Here is a 20,542-nt window from a genome sequence, read left to right on the forward strand (position 1 = left end):
TATCAAAAACTCGTCCGTGAGTATTTATGACTCGTTCACGAATATCAAAAACTCGTCCGTGAGTATTTATGACTTGCTCACGAGTATCAAAAACTCGTCCGTGAGTATTTATGACTCGTTCACGAATATCAAAAACTCGTCCGTGAGTATTTATGACTTGCTCACGAGTATCAAAGACTCATCCGTGAGTATTTATGACTTGCTCATGAGTATTAAAGACTCGTCCGCGAGTATTTATGACTTGCTCATGAGTATCAAAGACTTGTCCGCGAGTATTTATGACTTGTTGATGAGGTTAGTAGGGTGCGTCAGTATGAATAATTTTTTGGTACAGCTAAGTTTTCTCGCACTGACACACCCTACATTTGGGATATTTTTTTATCTGGAAGTCCCTTATGACTTGCTGACGGAGTTTAAACACTCATTTACTAGTTCCTAGAAGCGGGAAGAGAAACAAGTGTAACTCCGTTGTAGCGATCGCCCCTTTAATCTTGAGACTCAATTAACTTGAAACCCCAAGGCTTGAGAGCTGCGATCGCTATTTCACGATCTACCCCTTCATAAAGTTCCCATTCATTGGGGTGTTCTTTGGGGTGTCCTTCGCCGACGTTACCTGCAACTTTGATGACTGGAAAATTAGCCACGCGATCGCGCTCTAATCCTTTGGGTAGCGCTAGCTGGACTTTCCGACCGATAAATTTTGACATACCAGAGTTAGCCACAGATTCACGGATTAAACAGATATCACCAGCAGTACCCCAAGTAGTTTGGTAAATGTAGAGAAATGATATGTAGGTTTCTGGTTTAATTGACCTTTTAAGAACTTTCATGAACTGTAATCCTTACACAAAGAGTAAAAAATCCTATGAGTGTTGTCTATCTTTGGCTACAACTACTTTAATTTTGCAACACCAAAATCACGTTTATAGTGTTTTCTAGTCTGCTGGCGTGCCAATTTATCTGCGTCCATCTGGGGTTAAGTCTTTCTTGTTCTCATTTACTACGTCGTGCGTATCAGTCGGGAGTTGTCATGTCAGTGGTTTTTGACCTGGTTTAATGATCTAGCGGCTGAATTTCCCTGTTCCCCTTTTACTCATAGAAACTTTGTTTGATGCTCAACTGTAGGCAATGATTTCCGGTCGGTAGCAGACAAAAGCTGCATCAATGCCAATACTCAGCATACGAAACTCTCGCAATTATGGAAAATAATATATGTAAGTTGAGTATCGCAAGGCTCACTTGATTTCCTCATTTCCTCTAGGAAAATATGACTCATCCTTTCCTGAAACGCCTGCACAGTCCGGAATTTCCGGTTATCGTCTTCGACGGTGCAATGGGAACTAATCTACAAACCCAAAACCTCACGGCTGAGGATTTCGGGGGTGTGCAGTATGAAGGTTGTAACGAATACCTAGTCCACACCAAACCTGAAGCTGTCGCCAAGGTTCACCGCGACTTTCTCGCCGTGGGTGCAGATGTTATCGAAACTGATACTTTCGGCGCGACATCGATTGTTTTGGCAGAATATGATTTAGCAGACCAAACGTATTACCTCAACAAGAAAGCTGCTGAATTAGCGAAAAGTGTTGCTGCTGAATTCTCCACCCCGGATAAACCCCGGTTTGTCGCCGGTTCCATCGGCCCCACAACTAAACTTCCCACCTTAGGACATATTGACTTTGACACCCTCAAAACTGCTTTTGCTGAACAAGCACAAGCGCTGTTAGATGGTGGCGTGGATTTACTTTTGGTGGAAACTTGCCAAGATGTGCTGCAAATCAAAGCGGCGCTGAATGGAATTGAAGAAGTTTTCGCCAAGAGAGGGGAACGCATACCCTTAATGGTGTCTGTGACAATGGAAAGCATGGGGACAATGTTGGTCGGTTCCGAAATCAACGCCGTCCTGACAATTTTAGAACCTTTCCCAATTGATATTCTCGGTCTGAACTGTGCCACAGGCCCAGACTTGATGAAACCACATATTAAATATTTGGCAGAACATTCGCCATTTGTGGTTTCTTGTATTCCTAACGCGGGTTTACCGGAAAACGTTGGTGGTCAAGCGCACTACCGCTTAACACCAATGGAATTACGCATGGCGTTGATGCACTTTGTTGAAGATTTGGGTGTCCAAGTGATCGGGGGTTGCTGTGGGACACGACCAGAACACATTCAACAATTGGCGGAAATTGCCAAGGATTTAAAGCCAAAGGTGAGACAACCGAGTTTAGAACCTGCGGCTGCATCAATATATAGTACTCAACCCTACGAACAAGATAATTCTTTCTTGATTGTGGGTGAACGCCTCAACGCCAGTGGTTCCAAGAAATGCCGCGATTTGCTGAATGCGGAAGATTGGGACGGATTGGTATCAATGGCTAGGTCACAAGTCAAGGAAGGCGCACACATCCTTGATGTCAACGTGGATTATGTGGGACGGGACGGTGTGCGAGATATGCACGAACTAGTTTCCCGCATTGTGAATAATGTCACACTCCCCTTAATGCTCGACTCCACCGAATGGGAAAAAATGGAGGCGGGTTTAAAGGTGGCTGGTGGTAAGTGTTTGCTAAACTCCACCAACTACGAAGATGGGGAACCACGTTTTTTAAAAGTGCTGGAGTTGGCGAAGAAATACGGCGCGGGTGTTGTCATTGGCACAATTGACGAAGAAGGGATGGCGCGGACGGCAGAGAAAAAGTTTCAAATTGCCCAGCGTGCCTATCGTCAAGCGGTAGAATATGGCATTCCCCCCACAGAAATATTCTTTGATACCTTAGCGCTACCAATTTCGACCGGGATTGAAGAAGACCGGGAAAATGGCAAGGCGACCATTGAATCAATTAGCCGTATCCGTCAGCAATTACCAGGGTGTCACGTTATTTTAGGGGTGTCCAATATATCCTTTGGCTTGAGTCCAGCTGCGCGGATAGTTTTAAACTCCGTGTTTCTCCATGAAGCAATGGCAGCTGGCATGGATGCAGCGATCGTTAGTGCTAGCAAGATTCTACCACTGTCGAAGATTGAAGACCGTCATCAGGAGGTATGCCGCCAGTTAATTTATGATGAGCGCAAATTTGACGGCGATGTCTGCATCTACGACCCCTTAACAGAACTCACCAAATTATTTGAGGGAGTCACCACCAAACGGAACAAAGGCGTTGATGAAAGCTTACCCATCGAAGAACGTCTCAAACGTCACATTATCGACGGAGAACGCATTGGTTTAGAAGCCCAACTGACAAAAGCCTTAGAACAATATCCCCCCCTAGAAATTATCAACACTTTCCTATTAGATGGGATGAAAGTAGTCGGGGAATTGTTCGGTTCAGGACAAATGCAGCTACCTTTCGTTTTACAGTCAGCCGAAACCATGAAAGCGGCGGTAGCCTACCTAGAACCGTTCATGGAAAAATCGGAAAGTGGCAATAATGCCAAAGGTAAAGTAATTATTGCCACCGTGAAAGGTGATGTTCACGACATTGGTAAAAACCTAGTGGACATTATCTTGTCCAACAACGGCTACAAGGTAATTAACCTGGGAATTAAACAGCCGGTGGAAAATATCATCGAAGCTTACAACCAACACAAAGCTGATTGTATTGCTATGAGTGGCTTGCTAGTAAAATCCACCGCATTCATGAAAGAAAATTTGGAGGTCTTTAACGAAAAAGGCATTAATGTTCCCGTAATTTTAGGTGGTGCGGCATTAACCCCGAAATTTGTGCATAAAGATTGCCAAAACACCTACAAAGGTAAAGTCATCTACGGCAAAGATGCTTTCTCAGACCTACATTTCATGGATAAATTAATGCCAGCCAAAGCCACTGGTAAATGGGACAATTTCTTAGGATTCTTGGATGAAGTAGAAACCGAGGAAACAGAACCTACTAATCACAAATCCCCAGTCCCTAGCCCCCAGTCCCCAGTCCCTAGCCCCCAGTCCCCAGTCCCCATAGACACCCGACGTTCCGAAGCCGTAGCCGTAGACATCCCCCGTCCCACACCACCATTCTGGGGAACCCAATTATTACAGCCTAGTGATATTTCCTTAGAGGAGGTATTCTGGCACATGGATTTGCAAGCCTTGGTTGCAGGACAATGGCAATTCCGCAAACCCAAAGAACAATCAAAGGAAGAATATCAAGCCTTCCTGCATGAGCAAGTTTATCCAATTTTAGAAACTTGGAAACAGCGCATCATTGCAGAAAACCTGTTACATCCCCAGGTAATTTATGGGTATTTTCCTTGTCAATCTGAGGGTAATACTTTGTATGTTTACGACAGTAACAGCCCAAATGCCAAAGAAATCACTCAGTTTGAATTTCCCCGACAAAAGTCATCAAGAAGATTGTGCATTGCCGATTTCTTTGCACCGAAAGATTCGGGAATCATCGATGTCTTCCCCATGCAGGCGGTGACTGTAGGAGATATTGCTACAGAGTTCGCGCAAAAACTGTTTGCGAATAATCAGTACACTGATTATCTTTATTTTCACGGTTTAGCGGTGCAAGTAGCAGAAGCCTTGGCTGAGTGGACACACGCCAGAATCCGCCGTGAGTTAGGGTTCGGTGCTGAAGAACCGGACAATATCCGGGATATTTTGGCACAACGCTATCAGGGTTCCCGATACAGTTTTGGCTACCCGGCTTGTCCGAATATTCAAGACCAGTTTAAGCAGCTGGATTTGTTGGAGACTAGCAGAATTAATTTATACATGGATGAAAGTGAGCAACTTTATCCAGAACAGTCTACAACGGCGATTATTACCTATCACCCAGTAGCCAAGTACTTTACGGCGTAGGTGAAGAAGACGCGATGAATCGCGTCTCTACAAATGGTTTATTTGTCGCATTCTTTTTTCAAATTGGTGTAATTTGTTGATTGTTGACGGTTGACAGTTAACCGTCAACAATCAACAACCATAAAATTCCTCGTCCCCTCTTCCCTAATTTCCAGGCAATTTCGGTTGTTCGGCGGAATATTTAGCTACGATGCTGGCAATCTCAGGATTATATAGTCGGAGATAATTCCAATAGTTACCAAATACCTGGCGGACATAATCCCTAGTTTCATTAAAGGGGATGGCTTCAACAAACTCATCTGGGTCTTGGTTAGGTAAAGTTTTCAACCATCGGGCGACGCTACCTGGGCCAGCATTGTAACTAGCGATCGCTAACATGGAATTATTACCATACTGCTCATGGGTATGATCTAAATACCATGTCCCTAGCATCACGTTGTCATTGGGATTCTCTAAATTAATGGTCTTGATATCTAAGGGAATTTTTGATGCTATCCACTTAGCTGTATCGGGCATTACCTGCATTAAGCCAGTCGCGCCGACAACGGATTTGATTTTTGCTTCAAACCGGGATTCTTGACGCATTAAGGCAGTAACTAGCAAGGGATTAATTTCTCGCTCAGATGACCATTTTTCAATTTCTTTCAAGTAGGGGAACGGGTAACGGGCTTGCCAGTAGGTAATTTGTTTACTTAAGGCTTGATATTCGGCTTGTTCTTCTGGTGTTTCCCTATCTTCTAGTTTAGAAATCAGGTTAATTCCTGACAGATATTCACCCCTGGCTAACCGCATCAAGCCTTCGGTGAATTGTTCTGCTACTGTGGGTTCCTGTTTATTGAGATATTCTGTCTCCCATTGCAACCACGCATCACGATCTTGACCAAGTAAATACAATTCTTGGAAGGCTGGGGAACCGGTGGGAGGTATGGGGCGCTGATAGGGAATTACTTCTGGGGTGAGTTGACGGACGTTATCAAAGTTGCCGACATTCAACCCCAAAAGGTTTGCCGATCGCCAGGCATAATAAGAATAAGGAAACTGGCTAATCACATACTCATAGGCAGTTTGAGCTTCTTGTTGTTTCCCTACGGCTGCTGCCCATTTACCTAGCCAAAAACCAGCCCTGGGAGCCAAAATACTGTTAGGGTTGTTGATGACAATTGGTTGCGCCCACTTCCAAGCGCTGGTGTAATCTCTGGCTTTGGCTTTCTCTAGAGCATTTTTCCACCGATATTCGGCGGCTTCATCGGATTTGGCATATTTGGTAATGAGTTGTTGCCAAGTTTGTTGGGCTGCTTTTTCATCCTTAAGGGCTGTGAGGATTTCGGCTTTTTTGACCAACGCCTGACTTGCTTGTTCCGGGAATTTAGCAATTACTTGGTTGAGATAGGGTAAAGCATCTTTGTTGGTTTTAGTCATTTCTGCCAACCGTACCAAGCCTAGTCCTGTTTCTCGCGCATCAGGAAATTGCTGTACTAGTTGCTTATAGGTAGAGATTGCTTGTTCTCGATTTTTCCCGCCTACTTGCCATCCCCGCGCAGTCCGGTAGAGATTACGGGCTGTTTTTGGCGCTTTGGCGTAAGCGTTTGCCGCTTTGAGGAATTGATTATTTTCCCAGTAGGCTGTACCAATCACTTCCCAATCTTGGGGTTGGAGATTTGTCTGTTTTCCTAGCTCGTCTAACACCCCTACTATCCCTGGTTGGGTATAAGCGTGTTGAGCCAAGATGAGCTGCAACTGCGGCTGATTGGGATTTTCTGATAGGCGCTTCCTGATAATCTCCCAGGTGAGGGGATGGGAAGGAAATTGGGCGATCGCTGTATCCTGTAGCTTTGGTTGAGCAATCAGATATATGGCTTTCACCGCCGCCGCTTCCTTGGGATACTGTTTTAATACTTGTTGCCTCAAGTCAGAAGCTTTCCCATCTTCCCCTAATAAATCCTGTGCTTGTGCTTGTTTCAGTAAGATGTAGGGTGCGAGGACAGGATAGCTTTTCTCTAAACCCGTGAGTAGTTCCAAGGCTTTTTGGCCTTGTTTTGTGTCTATATAATCACTCGCCAACAAATAACGCGCTCTTTCGCGATCCGGCGATCGGGAGTTTTGCGAGAGTTCTGCTAGTTTGGCTGCTCGTTCTACCGGCGATTGTGATATCAGTGGAAATACATCTGATTTCGCCCTACTTCCCTCGGATAAATCTTTGGGCTGACCTTGAGTCACGTTGAGCCATTGCCCCAAGGATTTACCAATCTCCGGTGCTGACACCATCGCCCCAGCTGAAAAGGCAAACAGTGCCGCACCAGCGATTATAGAAATTTGCTTTTTTTGTAGTTTTTTCAGCATGGATACTCGCTGAACAGTGCCGATGAATTTCCTGAAACTCTAGCATTAGTTGCCGAGAGTGTAATCACCTTTTCATTGGAAATTTCTTATTCTAGGAAAAATCATCCAAAATGGAGATACTATTTTTGATAATATTGTGCCTCTATTACCAGTTTAATTATGTTGCATCTATCCTCATGAATAATGAAGCTTTAAAAACAAAGGAATAATCTTTAAATACATTAACACAATGTATAAATACTTATTGTTTAAGTATTGCATCCATGAATATTTTCCACAAAATTATACCTAAGACCTGTATTAGATATGGTATCGGACTTATATTCAAAGTATCATCCAGCCATAACATTATTTATCGTAAATCCAAGGGTTTAAGACCCCTGCATCTACACATAGTATCAGTTGATTTGGGGTAAAACATCCCCAACTCCAACTGTCTTTAATTTTGTACTCCTGCGGAGAACCTGTAGGGTATTTTGAATTGTTAACATTTTTATTTCTATCGGTACAAGACGAATAATTAAAAATAATGCAACTATCTAAATTATAGATTGAGCCTTTAATAACATTGGCTCTAACTTAAAATCTGATATTTGAGATAGGAGATAAATGAGATGACACAGCAAAATGCTGCCAAACTATTAAAAGCTGTTAAGGAAAACCAAGCCTTCAGAGAAAGGCTGAAAGCAACAAATAACCCAGAGGAGTTTATTCAGATTGCTAAAGAAGGTGGTTATGACTTCACTGTTGAAGAATTGGAGAACGAAATTAGTAAGTTGAGTGAAGAAGAGTTAGCAACTATTGTCAATCCAGGATGGGGGCCTAGACGGCATATTCATCCTAGATAAATGTTTAGCTGAATCTATGAACTGACAAAGCTAAAATCATGCAAAAATTGTAGGTGGGATAGCCACTAAAGTTCAGGTATTTTCTTCGTTAAATAAACCCAAAACCAAATATTTTTGTGGTGTGCTTAACCCAACCTACACCTCGGAACTCGACACCATAATTTAAGAAAGATTTTCTAAAAATTGTTTTAATTGTGATTGATCTGGGTTGATAACGAGTTCTTTGGCTTTTGCTAAAACCTGTTCGCGGTTCAGTTTTTGTTGAGTTGCTAAAGCAATCAGTGCTAAGGCGTTAGCTCTTCCACCTGCACCACAATGAAAATATACAGGAGTCGGCAATTTCTCTAGCTCGGAGAGAACTTTTGCTGTTGAGTTATGGTTGGCTTCTGTTGACTTAATTGGTACATTCACATACTCAAGACCTGCGGCTTGCGCTTGTTGTTCTTCATCTGCTAAGGCTCCCGCCTCATCAAGCGATCGCAAATTCACCACAGATTTATATCCCTCATCCGCAAGTTGTTTTAATGTTTCCGTGGTTGGCTGTCCACCCGCCGAAAATTCATCACTTACCTTCTTGATCTCGGTCATGTATACTCCTTAAACTCGATTGACTTACCGTAGTTATAAGCCGTATAGTAACACAGAGTGACTTGTATTATATAGGTTCTCGTTATCGAAATTCGATATACTAATCCTGTCAACGTCATAAATCAGGAAAATTATAGTGACACAGGAAGCGGTTTCCTATGATGAGCTGACTCCTAAACAACAGCAGCAGCGATTAAGAGAATTAGCGGTGGTATTTTTGCGACTAGGGGCGATCGCCTTTGGTGGCCCGGCTGCTCACATTGCCATGATGGATAACGAGGTAGTGAATCGCCGTCAATGGATGAGTCGAGAGAAACTGCTGGATTTGTTGGGAATCACAAATTTGATTCCTGGCCCCAACTCGACCGAATTAGCTATACACATAGGCTACGAACAAGGCGGATGGCGTGGTTTATTGGTGGCCGGTAGTTGCTTTATTCTCCCGGCTATGCTTATAGTCTGGACATTAGCCGCCATTTATGACCGTTATCAAACTGTGCCACAAGTGGGATGGCTATTATATGGGATTAAACCCGTAATTATAGCGATCGTGCTGCAAGCTGTGTGGAATCTGGGTAAAAAGGCAGCCAAAGACTTACCTACGAGAATTGCTGGAGTGATAGCTGTAGCCGCCTACTTTGTCGGATTGAATGAAATTTTGCTGCTAATTTTGCTAGGTGTCGCCGTTATGGTGCTGAAGAATTGGCACAATAGGGGGCGTATCACCGGAGCATTTTTACTGCCATTCTCAGGTATTGTCGCTCAAGTTGGGACAACAACAGCAGCAGTCACCTCAGTTACTTGGCTGAGTGTGTTTCTCTTCTTTCTTAAAATTGGCTGTATTCTCTATGGTAGTGGTTATGTGTTGCTGGCGTTTCTGCAACGGGATTTAGTTGAACGCCACCAATGGCTGACATCACAGCAGCTTTTAGATGCGGTAGCCATTGGACAGTTTACACCGGGGCCTGTGTTTACTACCGCCACATTTATTGGATACTTGTTGGCAGGGAATGCGGGAGCGATCGCTGGTACTATCGGTATATTCTTACCAGCTTTCCTACTGGTGTGGGTAATTAACCCTTGGGTGACTAAATTGCGTCAATCTTCCTGGGCTAGTGGGTTTCTCGATGGCGTGAATGCAGCCTCCCTGGGATTAATGGTAGGTGTAACTTACACCTTGGGACAAACCGCACTAGTGGATTGGTTAACCATTATTTTGGCAATTATGAGTGCGATCGCTGTATTCCGATTTAAAATCAATTCTGTCTGGTTAGTGCTAGCAGGAGGAGCGATCGGATTTGCCTCACATATATTTTAGGACTTACGCATGAATCAATTCAAAATAAAAGCAATTCGCTTTTCCGATAAATAACTGCTATATCAAACCTAAATTACTGCTTAATTCTAGAGCTTTTTCAAATGTGATACCTTGTTTGGTAGCGACATATAAAAGTGCTAAAACTGAGGAACGAATAGAATTATCACAGTGAATTAAGAGAGGTTTTGGCAGTTCACTAATTGTTTGTAAGATTTGTAGTGTAGTTCGATTATTAATCTCTTCAAATTTCATGGGGAAATTAATATAGCGTATTCCTAAAAACTCAAGCTTCTCTTGTTCATTATCGAGCAATCCTCTTTCATCAGGTGATCGCAAATTCAGCACTGATTTGTAACCATCTTCAGTGATTTTTTGGAACTGATCAGGTGTAATTTGTCCGGCGATCGCTAACTCGTTATTAATCTTTCTAACAGTATCCATTATCATCACCTCCTCGATTCGTGAGTTATCTGTAAATTTTGCAATACATAACCTTTTTCTTGATGTTTAAGATTACTCATGTGACAAATATTGATAAAGAATAACTCTGAATAAAAAATTATTAATTCAAGTTTTTAGCGACTTCCTAATATTTCACAAATTTGGTAATTGTATAAAGTTTTGGCGGAATTAAAAATATTTTAGTTGCAGATAAAGTTTGATTTAAAAATGCCAGATTATAGTTGTATGATGGCGGAATGCCCAACTTCCCTGATTAGTTGTTACACAAACATTGGCTTGTTTACACCGACAATTTATCAAAAAAATTTGAGGAAGTTGTGAGGAGCCTATCTGATTTTAGAATTAGAGGGCGAGAATTTTTACTTAGTATATTTAATTGCGGATTAGCACTGCTTTATAGTGTGTGGTGGACAAAGCTATGGGAATATCTCTGGCATTTCTTCACAAGTTCCTCAACTTTTGGGCTTAATTTCAAGATAGAAGCTACGGGCTAAATCTCAGTCCAACTAATAGTTTGATGATTGAGTGCAGCAACTCTCATAGGCCAGGAAGATGAAAAACAGAACCTTTGCAACCATAGATGGCAATGAGGCTGTTGCCCAAGTCGTCTATCAAATCAATGAAGTTATTGCTATTTATCCGATTACACCTTCTTCACCGATGGCAGAATGGTCAGATGCTTGGGCGAGTGAAGGTAAACCAAATATTTGGGGTACTGTACCGACGGTAGTACAAATGCAGAGTGAAGGAGGAGTAGCGGGTGCAGTACATGGGGCGTTGCAAACGGGGTCATTAACAACGACATTTACCGCATCCCAGGGATTATTGCTGATGATCCCTAATATGTATAAGATTGCGGGGGAACTGACACCTACAGTATTTCATATTGCGGCGCGATCGCTCGCTGCCCAAGCCCTATCAATTTTCGGCGACCACAGCGATGTTATGGCTACCCGTGGTACTGGCTTTGCTATGCTGTGCGCGGCTTCTGTTCAAGAAGCCCATGATTTTGCGCTCATTTCTACCAGAATAACTTTAGAATCACGCATACCTTTTTTACATTTCTTTGATGGTTTTCGTACCTCCCACGAAATTAATAAAATCGAACTATTAACAACAGAAGATTTCAAAGGATTTATACCTAATGAATTAGTGATTGCCCATCGGTCAAGGGCTTTAACACCAGATAAACCAGTTTTACGCGGTACAGCCCAAAACCCTGATGTTTATTTCCAAGCTAGAGAAACCGTTAATCCTTATTACCTAGCTTGTCCAGAGATTACCCAAAAAGTTATGGATGAGTTTGCCCAAATGACTGGGCGACAATATCAACTATTTGAATATCATGGCGACCCAACAGCAAAACGAGTCATTATCCTCATGGGTTCTGGTTGTGAAACTGTCCATGAAACTGTCGATTATCTCAACGCCCTTGGGGAAAAAGTTGGGGTGATCAAAGTGCGGTTATATCAGCCATTTGATAGCCAGAGATTTATCGCCGCTTTACCACCAACTACTCAGAGTATTGCTGTTTTAGACCGTACCAAAGAACCAGGCGCATCGGGTGAGCCGTTGTATTTGGATGTAGTGACGGCTTTGTATGAAAAATGGGGTGTAGGATCTCTTCCTACGGTTATTGGTGGTCGTTATGGGTTGTCTTCCAAGGAATTTACGCCGGGGATGGTTAAGGCTGTGTTTGATAATTTGGCAGCTAGTATACCCAAAAATCATTTCACGATTGGGATTAATGATGATGTCAGCCATACTAGTTTAGATTATGACCCCGACTTTAACATTGAGACAGACAATATAGTTAGAGCTATTTTCTACGGTTTGGGTGCTGATGGAACAGTAGGAGCGAATAAAAATTCCATCAAGATTATTGGTGAAGAGACAAACAATTACGCTCAAGGTTACTTTGTTTACGACTCGAAAAAATCGGGTTCGGTGACGGTTTCTCACCTGCGTTTTGGTTCTCAAATTATCCGTTCTACATATCTGATTAACAAAGCTAGCTTTGTCGCTTGTCATCAATGGGACTTTTTAGAAAAATTCCCCATTTTGAAAGATATTGTCCAGGGGGGTACTTTTTTATTAAATTCTCCCTATGATCAAGATGAAGTTTGGGAACGCCTACCCGGTAAAATTCAGGCACAAATTCAACAAAAGCAACTCAAGGTTTATGTAATTAACGCTTATAAAGTTGCCCGTGAAGCAGGGATGGCTGGAAGAATTAATACGGTGATGCAGGTTTGTTTCTTTGCATTATCTAATGTACTACCAAGGGAAGAAGCGATCGCCGAAATTAAAAAATATATCCGCAAAACTTACGGCAAAAAAGGCGACCAAATTGTCCAAATGAATATCAAAGCCGTTGATACTACCTTGGATAATTTACATGAGTTAGCTACTAGAGAATATTCTGCCTCATCCCCAATCACCAATCACCATTACCCCTTATCCCCAGAGGGGGCCCCACCTTCCCCAATCCCCTATTTCCTGGGTAAAATCATTGCCCGTGAAGGGGATGAGTTACCTGTGAGTGCATTACCTAACGATGGCACATATCCCACGGGAACAGCAAAATGGGAAAAACGTAATATCGCCCAAGAAATCCCGGTTTGGGATACAGATGTTTGCATTCAGTGTGGTAAGTGTGTGATGGTGTGTCCTAATAGTGTGATTCGCAGTAAGGTTTATGAACCGGAACAACTAGAGAATGCACCGTCAACCTTTAAGAGTGCCAATGCAAAAGATCATGATTGGCATGGGTTAAAATTCACCATCCAGGTAGCAGCAGAAGATTGTACAGGTTGTGGTATTTGCGTAGATGTTTGTCCGGCAAAGAATAAGGCACAACCACGTAAGAAAGCGATTAATATGGAGCCGCAGTTACCGTTACGCCAAGCAGAACGGGAAAACTGGGATTTCTTTTTGAGTATTCCCAACCCCGATAGGCGGGAGTTGAAGCTGACCCATATTAATCAACAACAGATGCAGGAACCGTTATTTGAATTTTCTGGGGCTTGTGCGGGTTGTGGAGAGACACCCTATATTAAATTAGCAACACAGTTGTTTGGCGATCGCATGATTGTTGCTAACGCCACCGGTTGTTCTTCCATTTACGGCGGTAATTTACCCACCACACCTTGGACACAGAACGCCCAAGGACGAGGCCCGGCCTGGTCTAATAGTTTATTTGAAGATAACGCCGAATTTGGTTTGGGTTTCCGCGTATCTCTAGATAAACAAACAGAAATTGCCAGCCAATTACTGCAAGAACTAGCAACAGTGGTAGGAAGGGAATTGGTCGATGATATCTTAAATAATCAGCAAAACAATGAAGCTGAGATTTGGGAACAACGCGATCGCATCTCTATACTCAAGCAAAAGTTACAAGCCATTGTCAACCCAGAATTAATAAGCAAAGCCCAACTCCTTCTGAGTCTTGCTGATTACTTAGTGAAAAAGAGCGTCTGGATTATTGGCGGTGACGGCTGGGCTTATGATATCGGCTATGGGGGCTTAGATCACGTTTTAGCTAGTGGACGCAACGTAAATATTCTCGTCCTCGACACAGAAGTCTATTCCAATACCGGCGGACAAATGTCGAAAGCCACACCCAAGGGGGCTGTAGCTAAGTTTGCCTCTGGCGGTAAACCTGCGGCAAAAAAAGACTTGGGCTTGATGGCAATGACTTACGGTAATGTTTATGTTGCCAGTGTGGCGATGGGTGCAAAGGATGAACATACCCTAAAAGCATTTTTAGAAGCAGAAGCTTATCCTGGGACTTCGTTAATTATTGCTTACAGCCATTGTATTGCTCACGGTATTAACTTGAGTACGGCAATGCAAAATCAAAAAGCTGCCGTCGATTCTGGGCGATGGTTGTTGTATCGGTATCATCCAGATTTAGTTAAGCAAGGTAAAAATCCCCTACAACTTGACTCGCGCACACCAAAGCTACCCCTGGAAGAATCTATGTATCTGGAAAACCGCTTCAAGATGCTAACCAAAATTAATCCTGAAGTGGCGAAAGAGTTACTCAAAGAAGCGCAAACGGATGTAAACCTACGGTGGCAGATGTATCAATATCTGGCTGCGAGAGAGGTTACACAGGGATAAGGGACTTCCAGATAAAAAATATCCAAAATGTAGGATGCGTCAGTGCCATAGAACCTAAATATACTCAGAAATTATTCATAATGACGCACCCTACCAAACCTGTTGACTGTTGACTATATTTAAAAGTTTTTCAGGAAAATAATCATGGATTTAACTACTAATTATCTGGGATTACGATTGCGATCGCCACTCGTCCCGTCAGCGTCTCCCATGTCTGGAGAAATAGACAACATTCTCTGGATGGAAGACGCAGGCGCAGCCGCAGTGGTTCTGCCTTCGTTGTTTGAAGAACAGTTGAGTTTAGAAAGTTACGAACTACATCATCATTTGACTTACGGAACTGAAAGTTTCCCTGAGTCCTTAACATATTTCCCTGAACACCAAGATTTTCGCCTTGGGCCAGAAGAATACTTAAACCTGATTCAAAAAACCACGGAAAAGGTAAAAATTCCCATCATTGCCAGTTTGAATGGTTCTTCCCTAGATGGCTGGACAGAATACGCCAGAATGATTGAGCAAGCTGGTGCAACAGCCTTGGAGTTAAATACTTACTCTGTCCATACCGATCCTGCATTAACTAGCGAACAAATAGAGCAGAGTTATATCAATATGCTCAAGGTTGTCAAAGCATCTGTACAGATTCCCGTAGCAATTAAACTGAGTCCATATTTTACCAATATGGCAAACATGGCCAAGCGTTTAGATGATGCTGGGGCTGATGCTTTGGTGCTATTTAACCGTTTTTACCAACCAGATATTAATTTAGAAACCCTAGAAGTAGAACCGCACGTACTGTTAAGCACCCCTCAAGCAATGCGTTTACCTCTGCGTTGGATTGCCATTCTTTACGGTCGCATCAATGCTCACCTCGCTGCTACCAGTGGGATTCACAATGGTCATGATGTCTTAAAAATGCTCATGGCAGGGGCAAATATTACTATGTTGTGTTCCGTCTTATTACGACACGGCATTGAGCATATCAAGTATATCGAACAGGAAATACGTCAATGGATGGAAAAACATGAATACGAATCAGTAGAACAACTCCAGGGAAGCATGAGTCAAAAACACTGTCCTAACCCCAGCGCCTTTGAACGCGCTCAATATATGCGGGCGCTGCAAACTTATCAACCAGACTGGGGGCGGGTTTACGAGCCTTCTCATTATCACGGGTAATACAAATTCAAAATTCAAAATTCAAAATACCTTACGGGTACTCTTCGAGAGGCTAAAGCCAACGTGGTAGCGTCTCGCAAGAGAAGCAAGCTACAAAATTTACTCATAGCCTACGGCTTCTTTACAAGAGGTTAACGCCAAAACTCATATGCGTAAAAAAATTGGTATCCTCACCAGTGGTGGTGACTGTCCAGGGCTTAACTGCGTGATTCGTGCAGTTGTCAGCCATGCAACACTTACTTATGATTGGGAAGTATTTGGTATACCTTATGCCACTCAGGGTTTACTAGAGCGTCAAGCGATCGCTCTGAATATGCACGGCTGGGATTTGCGCGGTATTGACCCTCTGCTAAATATGGGTGGCACGATTTTAGGCACTATTAATAAGGGTGACACCTTAGCCCATATAGATGAAATGCTTGCCAGTTATGAAGCTTTGGCTTTGGATGCTTTGATTGTCATTGGTGGTGATGGTAGTCTGGGCATTCTCCATGAACTAGCTAGCCGAGGTAATTGGAATTTAGTGGCGATTCCCAAAACTATAGATAGTGATGTGGCGTTGACAGAACGCGCTGTGGGTTTTGATACGGCTGTCAATACAATTGTCGATGCCCTCAATCGTTTGACCTTTACGGCTGCAAGTCACGATCGCGTGATGATTGTCGAAGTTATGGGACGCAGTGCCGGACATCTAGCCCTACACGCGGGTATTGCCGGGGGTGCAGATGTGATTTTAATCCCCGAAATTTCACACACAATTAGTGGTTTATGTCAATACATAGCTGAATTGCGCGATCGCTGGCAACGCAAATTTGCGATCGTCGTTGTTGCTGAAGGTGCGAAACCGTGTCTGGAAGACGTGCAAGAAAATAATCCCTCTTCTTGTGCGTCTCCTAAATGCGGTCGCGGTCAATATATTGCGGAGCAAATTGCTCGATGCAGCAAAAATCTCATCGATACCAGAGTTTCTGTATTGGGACACATTCAGCGTGGCGGTATCCCATCAGCCTTAGACCGTTTAACAGCCACAATTTTTGGGAAAACAGCCGTTGATTTAGTAGCTCAAGGTAAATTTGGGCAGATGGTAGCCTGGCAAAATGGCGAAGCTATCCCAGTACCCATTCAAGACGTTGTAGCTCAAAGTCCTTTACACGTAAATCCCCAAGGTTATTTGGTACAGAGCGCTCGTTGTTTGGGTATTTATGTAGGAGAAAAAACTTAACAACCCAAAATTCACAAATAATTCTTCCCCCTACTCCCCCTAATCTCAACATCTAAGTACGTGATGTAAGCTATTTAATAATTCCTTGGCTGTAAAAGGTTTGGGTAAAACTTGCTGCACACCTATCATGGCTGCTTGTGCCACTGTTTCTGTAGAATTGATCCCACTACTAGCAATAACTTGTACCTTTGAGTTCATTTTTTTTAAGGTGCGAATGGCTGTGATCCCGTCCATTTCTGGCATCATCATATCCATGAGAACAGCGCTAATACGATGTTTGTGTTGGGCATAAAGTGCGATCGCCTCAATACCATTACAGGCGGTAAGAATTTTATAGTTAAACTTTTCGAGAATCACCTTGGCAATTTCGCAAATTGGTGCTTCATCATCCACAACTAAAATTAATTCACCGTTACCCGATGGTGTTTCTATCTCTTCTATCGTTAAATCTGGCGTTGCTGGAATTGCTGGTAAGAACAGCTTAAATTGGCTACCTTGACCAACTTTGCTGGAGACCTTGACAAAACCTCCATGACTTTTAATAATTCCCAGCACGGTTGACAGTCCCAAACCCGTACCTGCTCCCACTTCTTTTGTCGTAAAAAATGGCTCAAAAATTCTATTTAAGATTTCTGGAGGCATTCCTATACCAGTGTCAGTGACTGTCAGCTGAATGTAGTTGCCAACTTGCGCTTCTAAAATCATACTGGCATAGGTTTCATCAATAAAAATGTTTTCTGCTGTAACATTGATCTTCCCACCATTGGGCATGGCATCACGAGCATTGACGACAAGATTCATCAATACTTGGTGTAATTGAGTGACATCCCCACAGACTGACCACAGTGCTTCGGGAAAGCTACTGATAAATTCGATTGACTTGGGAAACGTCTGTTTACCAATCAGAATAATATCGGTAATTAAGTGTTTGAGTTGGACTATTGTCCGTTCTCCTTTAAAACCGCGTGCAAAAGATAACACCTGCTTGACTAAACCTGCTCCCCGTCTGGCGTTGCTTTCCACAATCTCTAACAGGTGTTGAAAAGATGTACTGCCTACCATAGGTGTTCGTCCTTGCTCGTCGGGAAATTTGACTTTCAGGAGTTGGGACGCTGCCAAAATGGGGGTCAAGATATTATTCAAGTCGTGAGCAATACCACCTGCAAGGGTACCCAGACTCTCTAATCTTTGAGCGCGGAAAAACTGTTCTTCTAGTTGTTTTTTGTGGGTGATATCGGTATCAACAACTAAAATTGATTTGGGTTGCCCAGCTGCATCACGCATCAGTGTCCAACGGCTTTCCACAATAATTTCTTTGCCAGATTGAGTCAGTTTTTGTAACTCACCCTGCCACAATCCCAACTCCATAACAACATTGAGAGCTGCTTCATGCAGGTGAAATGAAGTTTCAGAATAGAGTAATTCTTGGGTATTACGGCCGATAGCTTCCTCTTGTGACCAACCATACAAGCGTTCTGCACCTTGATTCCAAAATAAGATATTGCTTTGTAAGTCTCGAACAAAAATGGCATCGGTGGCTATTTCTAGTAAAGCTGCTTGCTCACGAATCTTCTGCTCTGCTTGTTGGCGTGAGCGTAGTGCAGCTTGCTGTTCACTAATATCGGCAAAGGATGTAACTACCGCATAAGGAACCGTTTCATTTTCCCGACACAAGGGCTGAGAATTAATCGAAATCCAGCTTATTTGTCCGTCCGGCTTGTGAACTCCCATGACCACATTAGAGCAGGGTTTACCTGTACGTAGCGTCTCCATTGCTGGATGCTGTTCATGAGGAAACGGAGAGCCATCTTCATGAATCGTCAGCCAACGCTCATCAACACAGGTACGTTCTAATATTTGCTCTCGGCTTAACCCTAAAATTCTCTCGGCACTTGCATTACAGGCTAGAATCTTGCCGTTAGCCAGTAAGATAATACCCTCACTCATAGCTGTCACCACTGAGCGATAAAGTTCCTCACTTTCCCGTAGGGATGCCTCTGCTTGTTTGCGTTCGCTAATATCTCTAGTAGTGCCAATCATCCTGATTGGTTTACCAGCTTTGTCATAGTAGACTTGACCCTTACTATTGAGCCAATGAATGCTGCCATCATTCCAGACAGTCCGATATTCAATAGTAAATGGTATTCCTTGCTCAATGCTGTTCTTGACAGACTGAGAGAACTTCTCTCGGTCTTCAGGATGGACTAATTGCAGGAAGTCTTCAGGACTAGGACATAAAGTTGTACTTGGCAGACCATACAGTAATCCCATATTGGCAGACCAGATGGTTTCATTGGTCAAAAGATACCAATCCCAGATACCCATGTTGGCAGCTTCCAAGGCTAAATTTAATCTTGCCTCACTCTGTCGTAGTGATTCTTCTGCCTGTCTGCGTTCGGTAATATCTCTGCCTACTCCTTGAAACTCAACAACCTCCCCAATGGTATTTTCAATGCCGATAATATTCCACTGAAACCAACGTATACCACTAGGTGTTAATATAGGCTGCTCACTAATACTGATTTGATAAGGTGGTGATTTGAGGGCTTGGAAATATTCTTGTGCTTGAGGGATTTCATCTTCAGGGAACATCCACTCAAATATTAGCTGACCAATTAACTCATCCATTGGCTTGCCAAAAATTTTGCAAGCTACTGAATTAACAAATGTCAATCTCCCTAAATTATCAACACGCAAAATTACCTCATTTTGCAGCTCAACTAACTGGCGATACAGTTCCTCACTTTGCTGTAATGCTTGTTCTGCCCGTTGAACCTCAACAATACCTCGTTGGCAAACCTTCCTCAATCCCAGAAATTCGTCGTGATGTTCCACTTCGTTGAAAGGGTTACGAGAAGGGTAGCGTAAAAATTCTATCTGTTGTGCTTGTTGTAAGGATTGCAGACAGTAAAAGCTTTCTAATTGATGCAATCCTTGCAATAAGCTAGTTGCACTCACAACCCCTATTAATTGCTCTCTACTGTTCAAAACTGGCAAATGGCGAATCTGATGCTGATTTAATAAGGACAAAGCTGTAAAAATATCTAGGGAGTTTGACATTTTCATCGTGATCACTGGTTGTGTCATCACCTCAGATATTTTTAAATCTGATAAATCAAATTTTGATGCAGCCAACCTGACTAAATCCCGCTCCGTAAAGATTCCTAAGATATTTCCTGCCTCAACTACTAAAACATAGCTAGTTTGTTTTAAATTCTTATTGCTATAAGTCCCCGATGAGTTTAAGCTGATGAATGGTGGACTATTACCTTGTTGATTCATCAGTCTAATAGCATCAATAACATAACTATCAGGAGCGATCGTCAAAGGATGACGATCGATCAAATGATATAAATTATGTAAATCACTCGGTAGCTCGTTGAATGGCATAGTTAATTCGTCAATCTTCATTATCTTATTGACCGCAAAACGAGTTAGCTAAACTGATAGTGAGTAAAATTTCAATATTAGGTTTTAATTGTGATTTGCTTGGGTTAAATAGCAATATCTAAGAAGAAATTGCAATATAGTAAGACTAGACAAACAGGCTATTTTATGCGTTCAATGATTTGGTCGGATGGGATGTTTGTATGATATTGTGGGTCTTCAAAATTATTCTATTGGCAAATCAGTAGTAGGTGATCTCCGACTTTAAAAAG

11 protein-coding genes are annotated in these 20,542 nt (G+C 42.7%); 6 read left to right on the forward strand and 5 right to left on the reverse strand.

The features are described 5' to 3' along the window. Positions 1-485 precede the first annotated feature (485 nt). Positions 486-830: a hypothetical protein gene (locus tag ACM5QX_RS18030; protein ID WP_414754782.1), complete on the reverse strand. Its 345-nt coding sequence runs from the start codon at positions 828-830 to the stop codon at positions 486-488. Between the two features lie 437 nt (positions 831-1,267). Here ACM5QX_RS18030 and metH point away from each other — a divergent pair, with 437 nt between their 5' ends. Beyond that, positions 1,268-4,804 carry a methionine synthase gene (metH, locus tag ACM5QX_RS18035; RefSeq protein ID WP_414754784.1) on the forward strand — a complete coding sequence of 1,179 codons (3,537 nt, stop codon included), beginning with the start codon at positions 1,268-1,270 and terminating at the stop codon, positions 4,802-4,804. A gap of 144 nt (positions 4,805-4,948) precedes the next feature. Here the strand turns inward: metH and ACM5QX_RS18040 are convergent, their stop codons facing one another. After that, positions 4,949-7,144, reverse strand: a complete 2,196-nt coding sequence (locus tag ACM5QX_RS18040; protein ID WP_414754785.1) for a transglycosylase SLT domain-containing protein — start codon at positions 7,142-7,144, stop codon at positions 4,949-4,951. 614 nt (positions 7,145-7,758) lie between these two features. On the opposite strand from ACM5QX_RS18040, the gene ACM5QX_RS18045 reads away from it, so the two are divergent. Then, on the forward strand, positions 7,759-7,992 hold the full coding sequence (locus tag ACM5QX_RS18045; protein WP_011319791.1) for a Nif11-like leader peptide family natural product precursor: 234 nt from the start codon (positions 7,759-7,761) through the stop codon (positions 7,990-7,992). A 162-nt stretch (positions 7,993-8,154) separates the two neighbouring features. Here the strand turns inward: ACM5QX_RS18045 and ACM5QX_RS18050 are convergent, their stop codons facing one another. After that, positions 8,155-8,580 carry a fused DSP-PTPase phosphatase/NAD kinase-like protein gene (locus tag ACM5QX_RS18050; protein WP_414754786.1) on the reverse strand — a complete coding sequence of 142 codons (426 nt, stop codon included), beginning with the start codon at positions 8,578-8,580 and terminating at the stop codon, positions 8,155-8,157. A 136-nt stretch (positions 8,581-8,716) separates the two neighbouring features. On the opposite strand from ACM5QX_RS18050, the gene ACM5QX_RS18055 reads away from it, so the two are divergent. Continuing rightward, positions 8,717-9,898 (forward strand): chromate transporter, encoded by a 1,182-nt coding sequence (locus ACM5QX_RS18055; RefSeq protein WP_414754787.1) that lies wholly within the window; start codon positions 8,717-8,719, stop codon positions 9,896-9,898. Positions 9,899-9,955: 57 nt separating this feature from the next. Here the strand turns inward: ACM5QX_RS18055 and ACM5QX_RS18060 are convergent, their stop codons facing one another. After that, positions 9,956-10,339: a hypothetical protein gene (locus tag ACM5QX_RS18060; protein ID WP_414754788.1), complete on the reverse strand. Its 384-nt coding sequence runs from the start codon at positions 10,337-10,339 to the stop codon at positions 9,956-9,958. Positions 10,340-10,912: 573 nt separating this feature from the next. On the opposite strand from ACM5QX_RS18060, the gene nifJ reads away from it, so the two are divergent. The 3 genes from nifJ (at position 10,913) to ACM5QX_RS18075 (ending at position 16,883) form a co-directional block, all read left to right on the forward strand. Beyond that, positions 10,913-14,485 (forward strand): pyruvate:ferredoxin (flavodoxin) oxidoreductase, encoded by a 3,573-nt coding sequence (nifJ, locus tag ACM5QX_RS18065; RefSeq protein WP_414754789.1) that lies wholly within the window; start codon positions 10,913-10,915, stop codon positions 14,483-14,485. A 144-nt stretch (positions 14,486-14,629) separates the two neighbouring features. Further along, on the forward strand, positions 14,630-15,661 hold the full coding sequence (locus ACM5QX_RS18070; protein WP_414754790.1) for a dihydroorotate dehydrogenase-like protein: 1,032 nt from the start codon (positions 14,630-14,632) through the stop codon (positions 15,659-15,661). 148 nt (positions 15,662-15,809) lie between these two features. Beyond that, on the forward strand, positions 15,810-16,883 hold the full coding sequence (locus ACM5QX_RS18075; protein WP_414754791.1) for an ATP-dependent 6-phosphofructokinase: 1,074 nt from the start codon (positions 15,810-15,812) through the stop codon (positions 16,881-16,883). 45 nt (positions 16,884-16,928) lie between these two features. Here the strand turns inward: ACM5QX_RS18075 and ACM5QX_RS18080 are convergent, their stop codons facing one another. Then, the gene (locus ACM5QX_RS18080; protein ID WP_414754792.1) at positions 16,929-20,294 is read right to left on the reverse strand and encodes a PAS domain S-box protein; all 3,366 of its coding nucleotides are present in this window, start codon (positions 20,292-20,294) and stop codon (positions 16,929-16,931) included. Between the last annotated feature and the right edge of the window lie 248 nt (positions 20,295-20,542).

Origin of the sequence: Anabaena sp. CCY 9910, assembly GCF_963920875.1 — a bacterium.
In the GTDB taxonomy this organism is placed as follows: Bacteria; Cyanobacteriota; Cyanobacteriia; order Cyanobacteriales; family Nostocaceae; genus Trichormus; species Trichormus variabilis.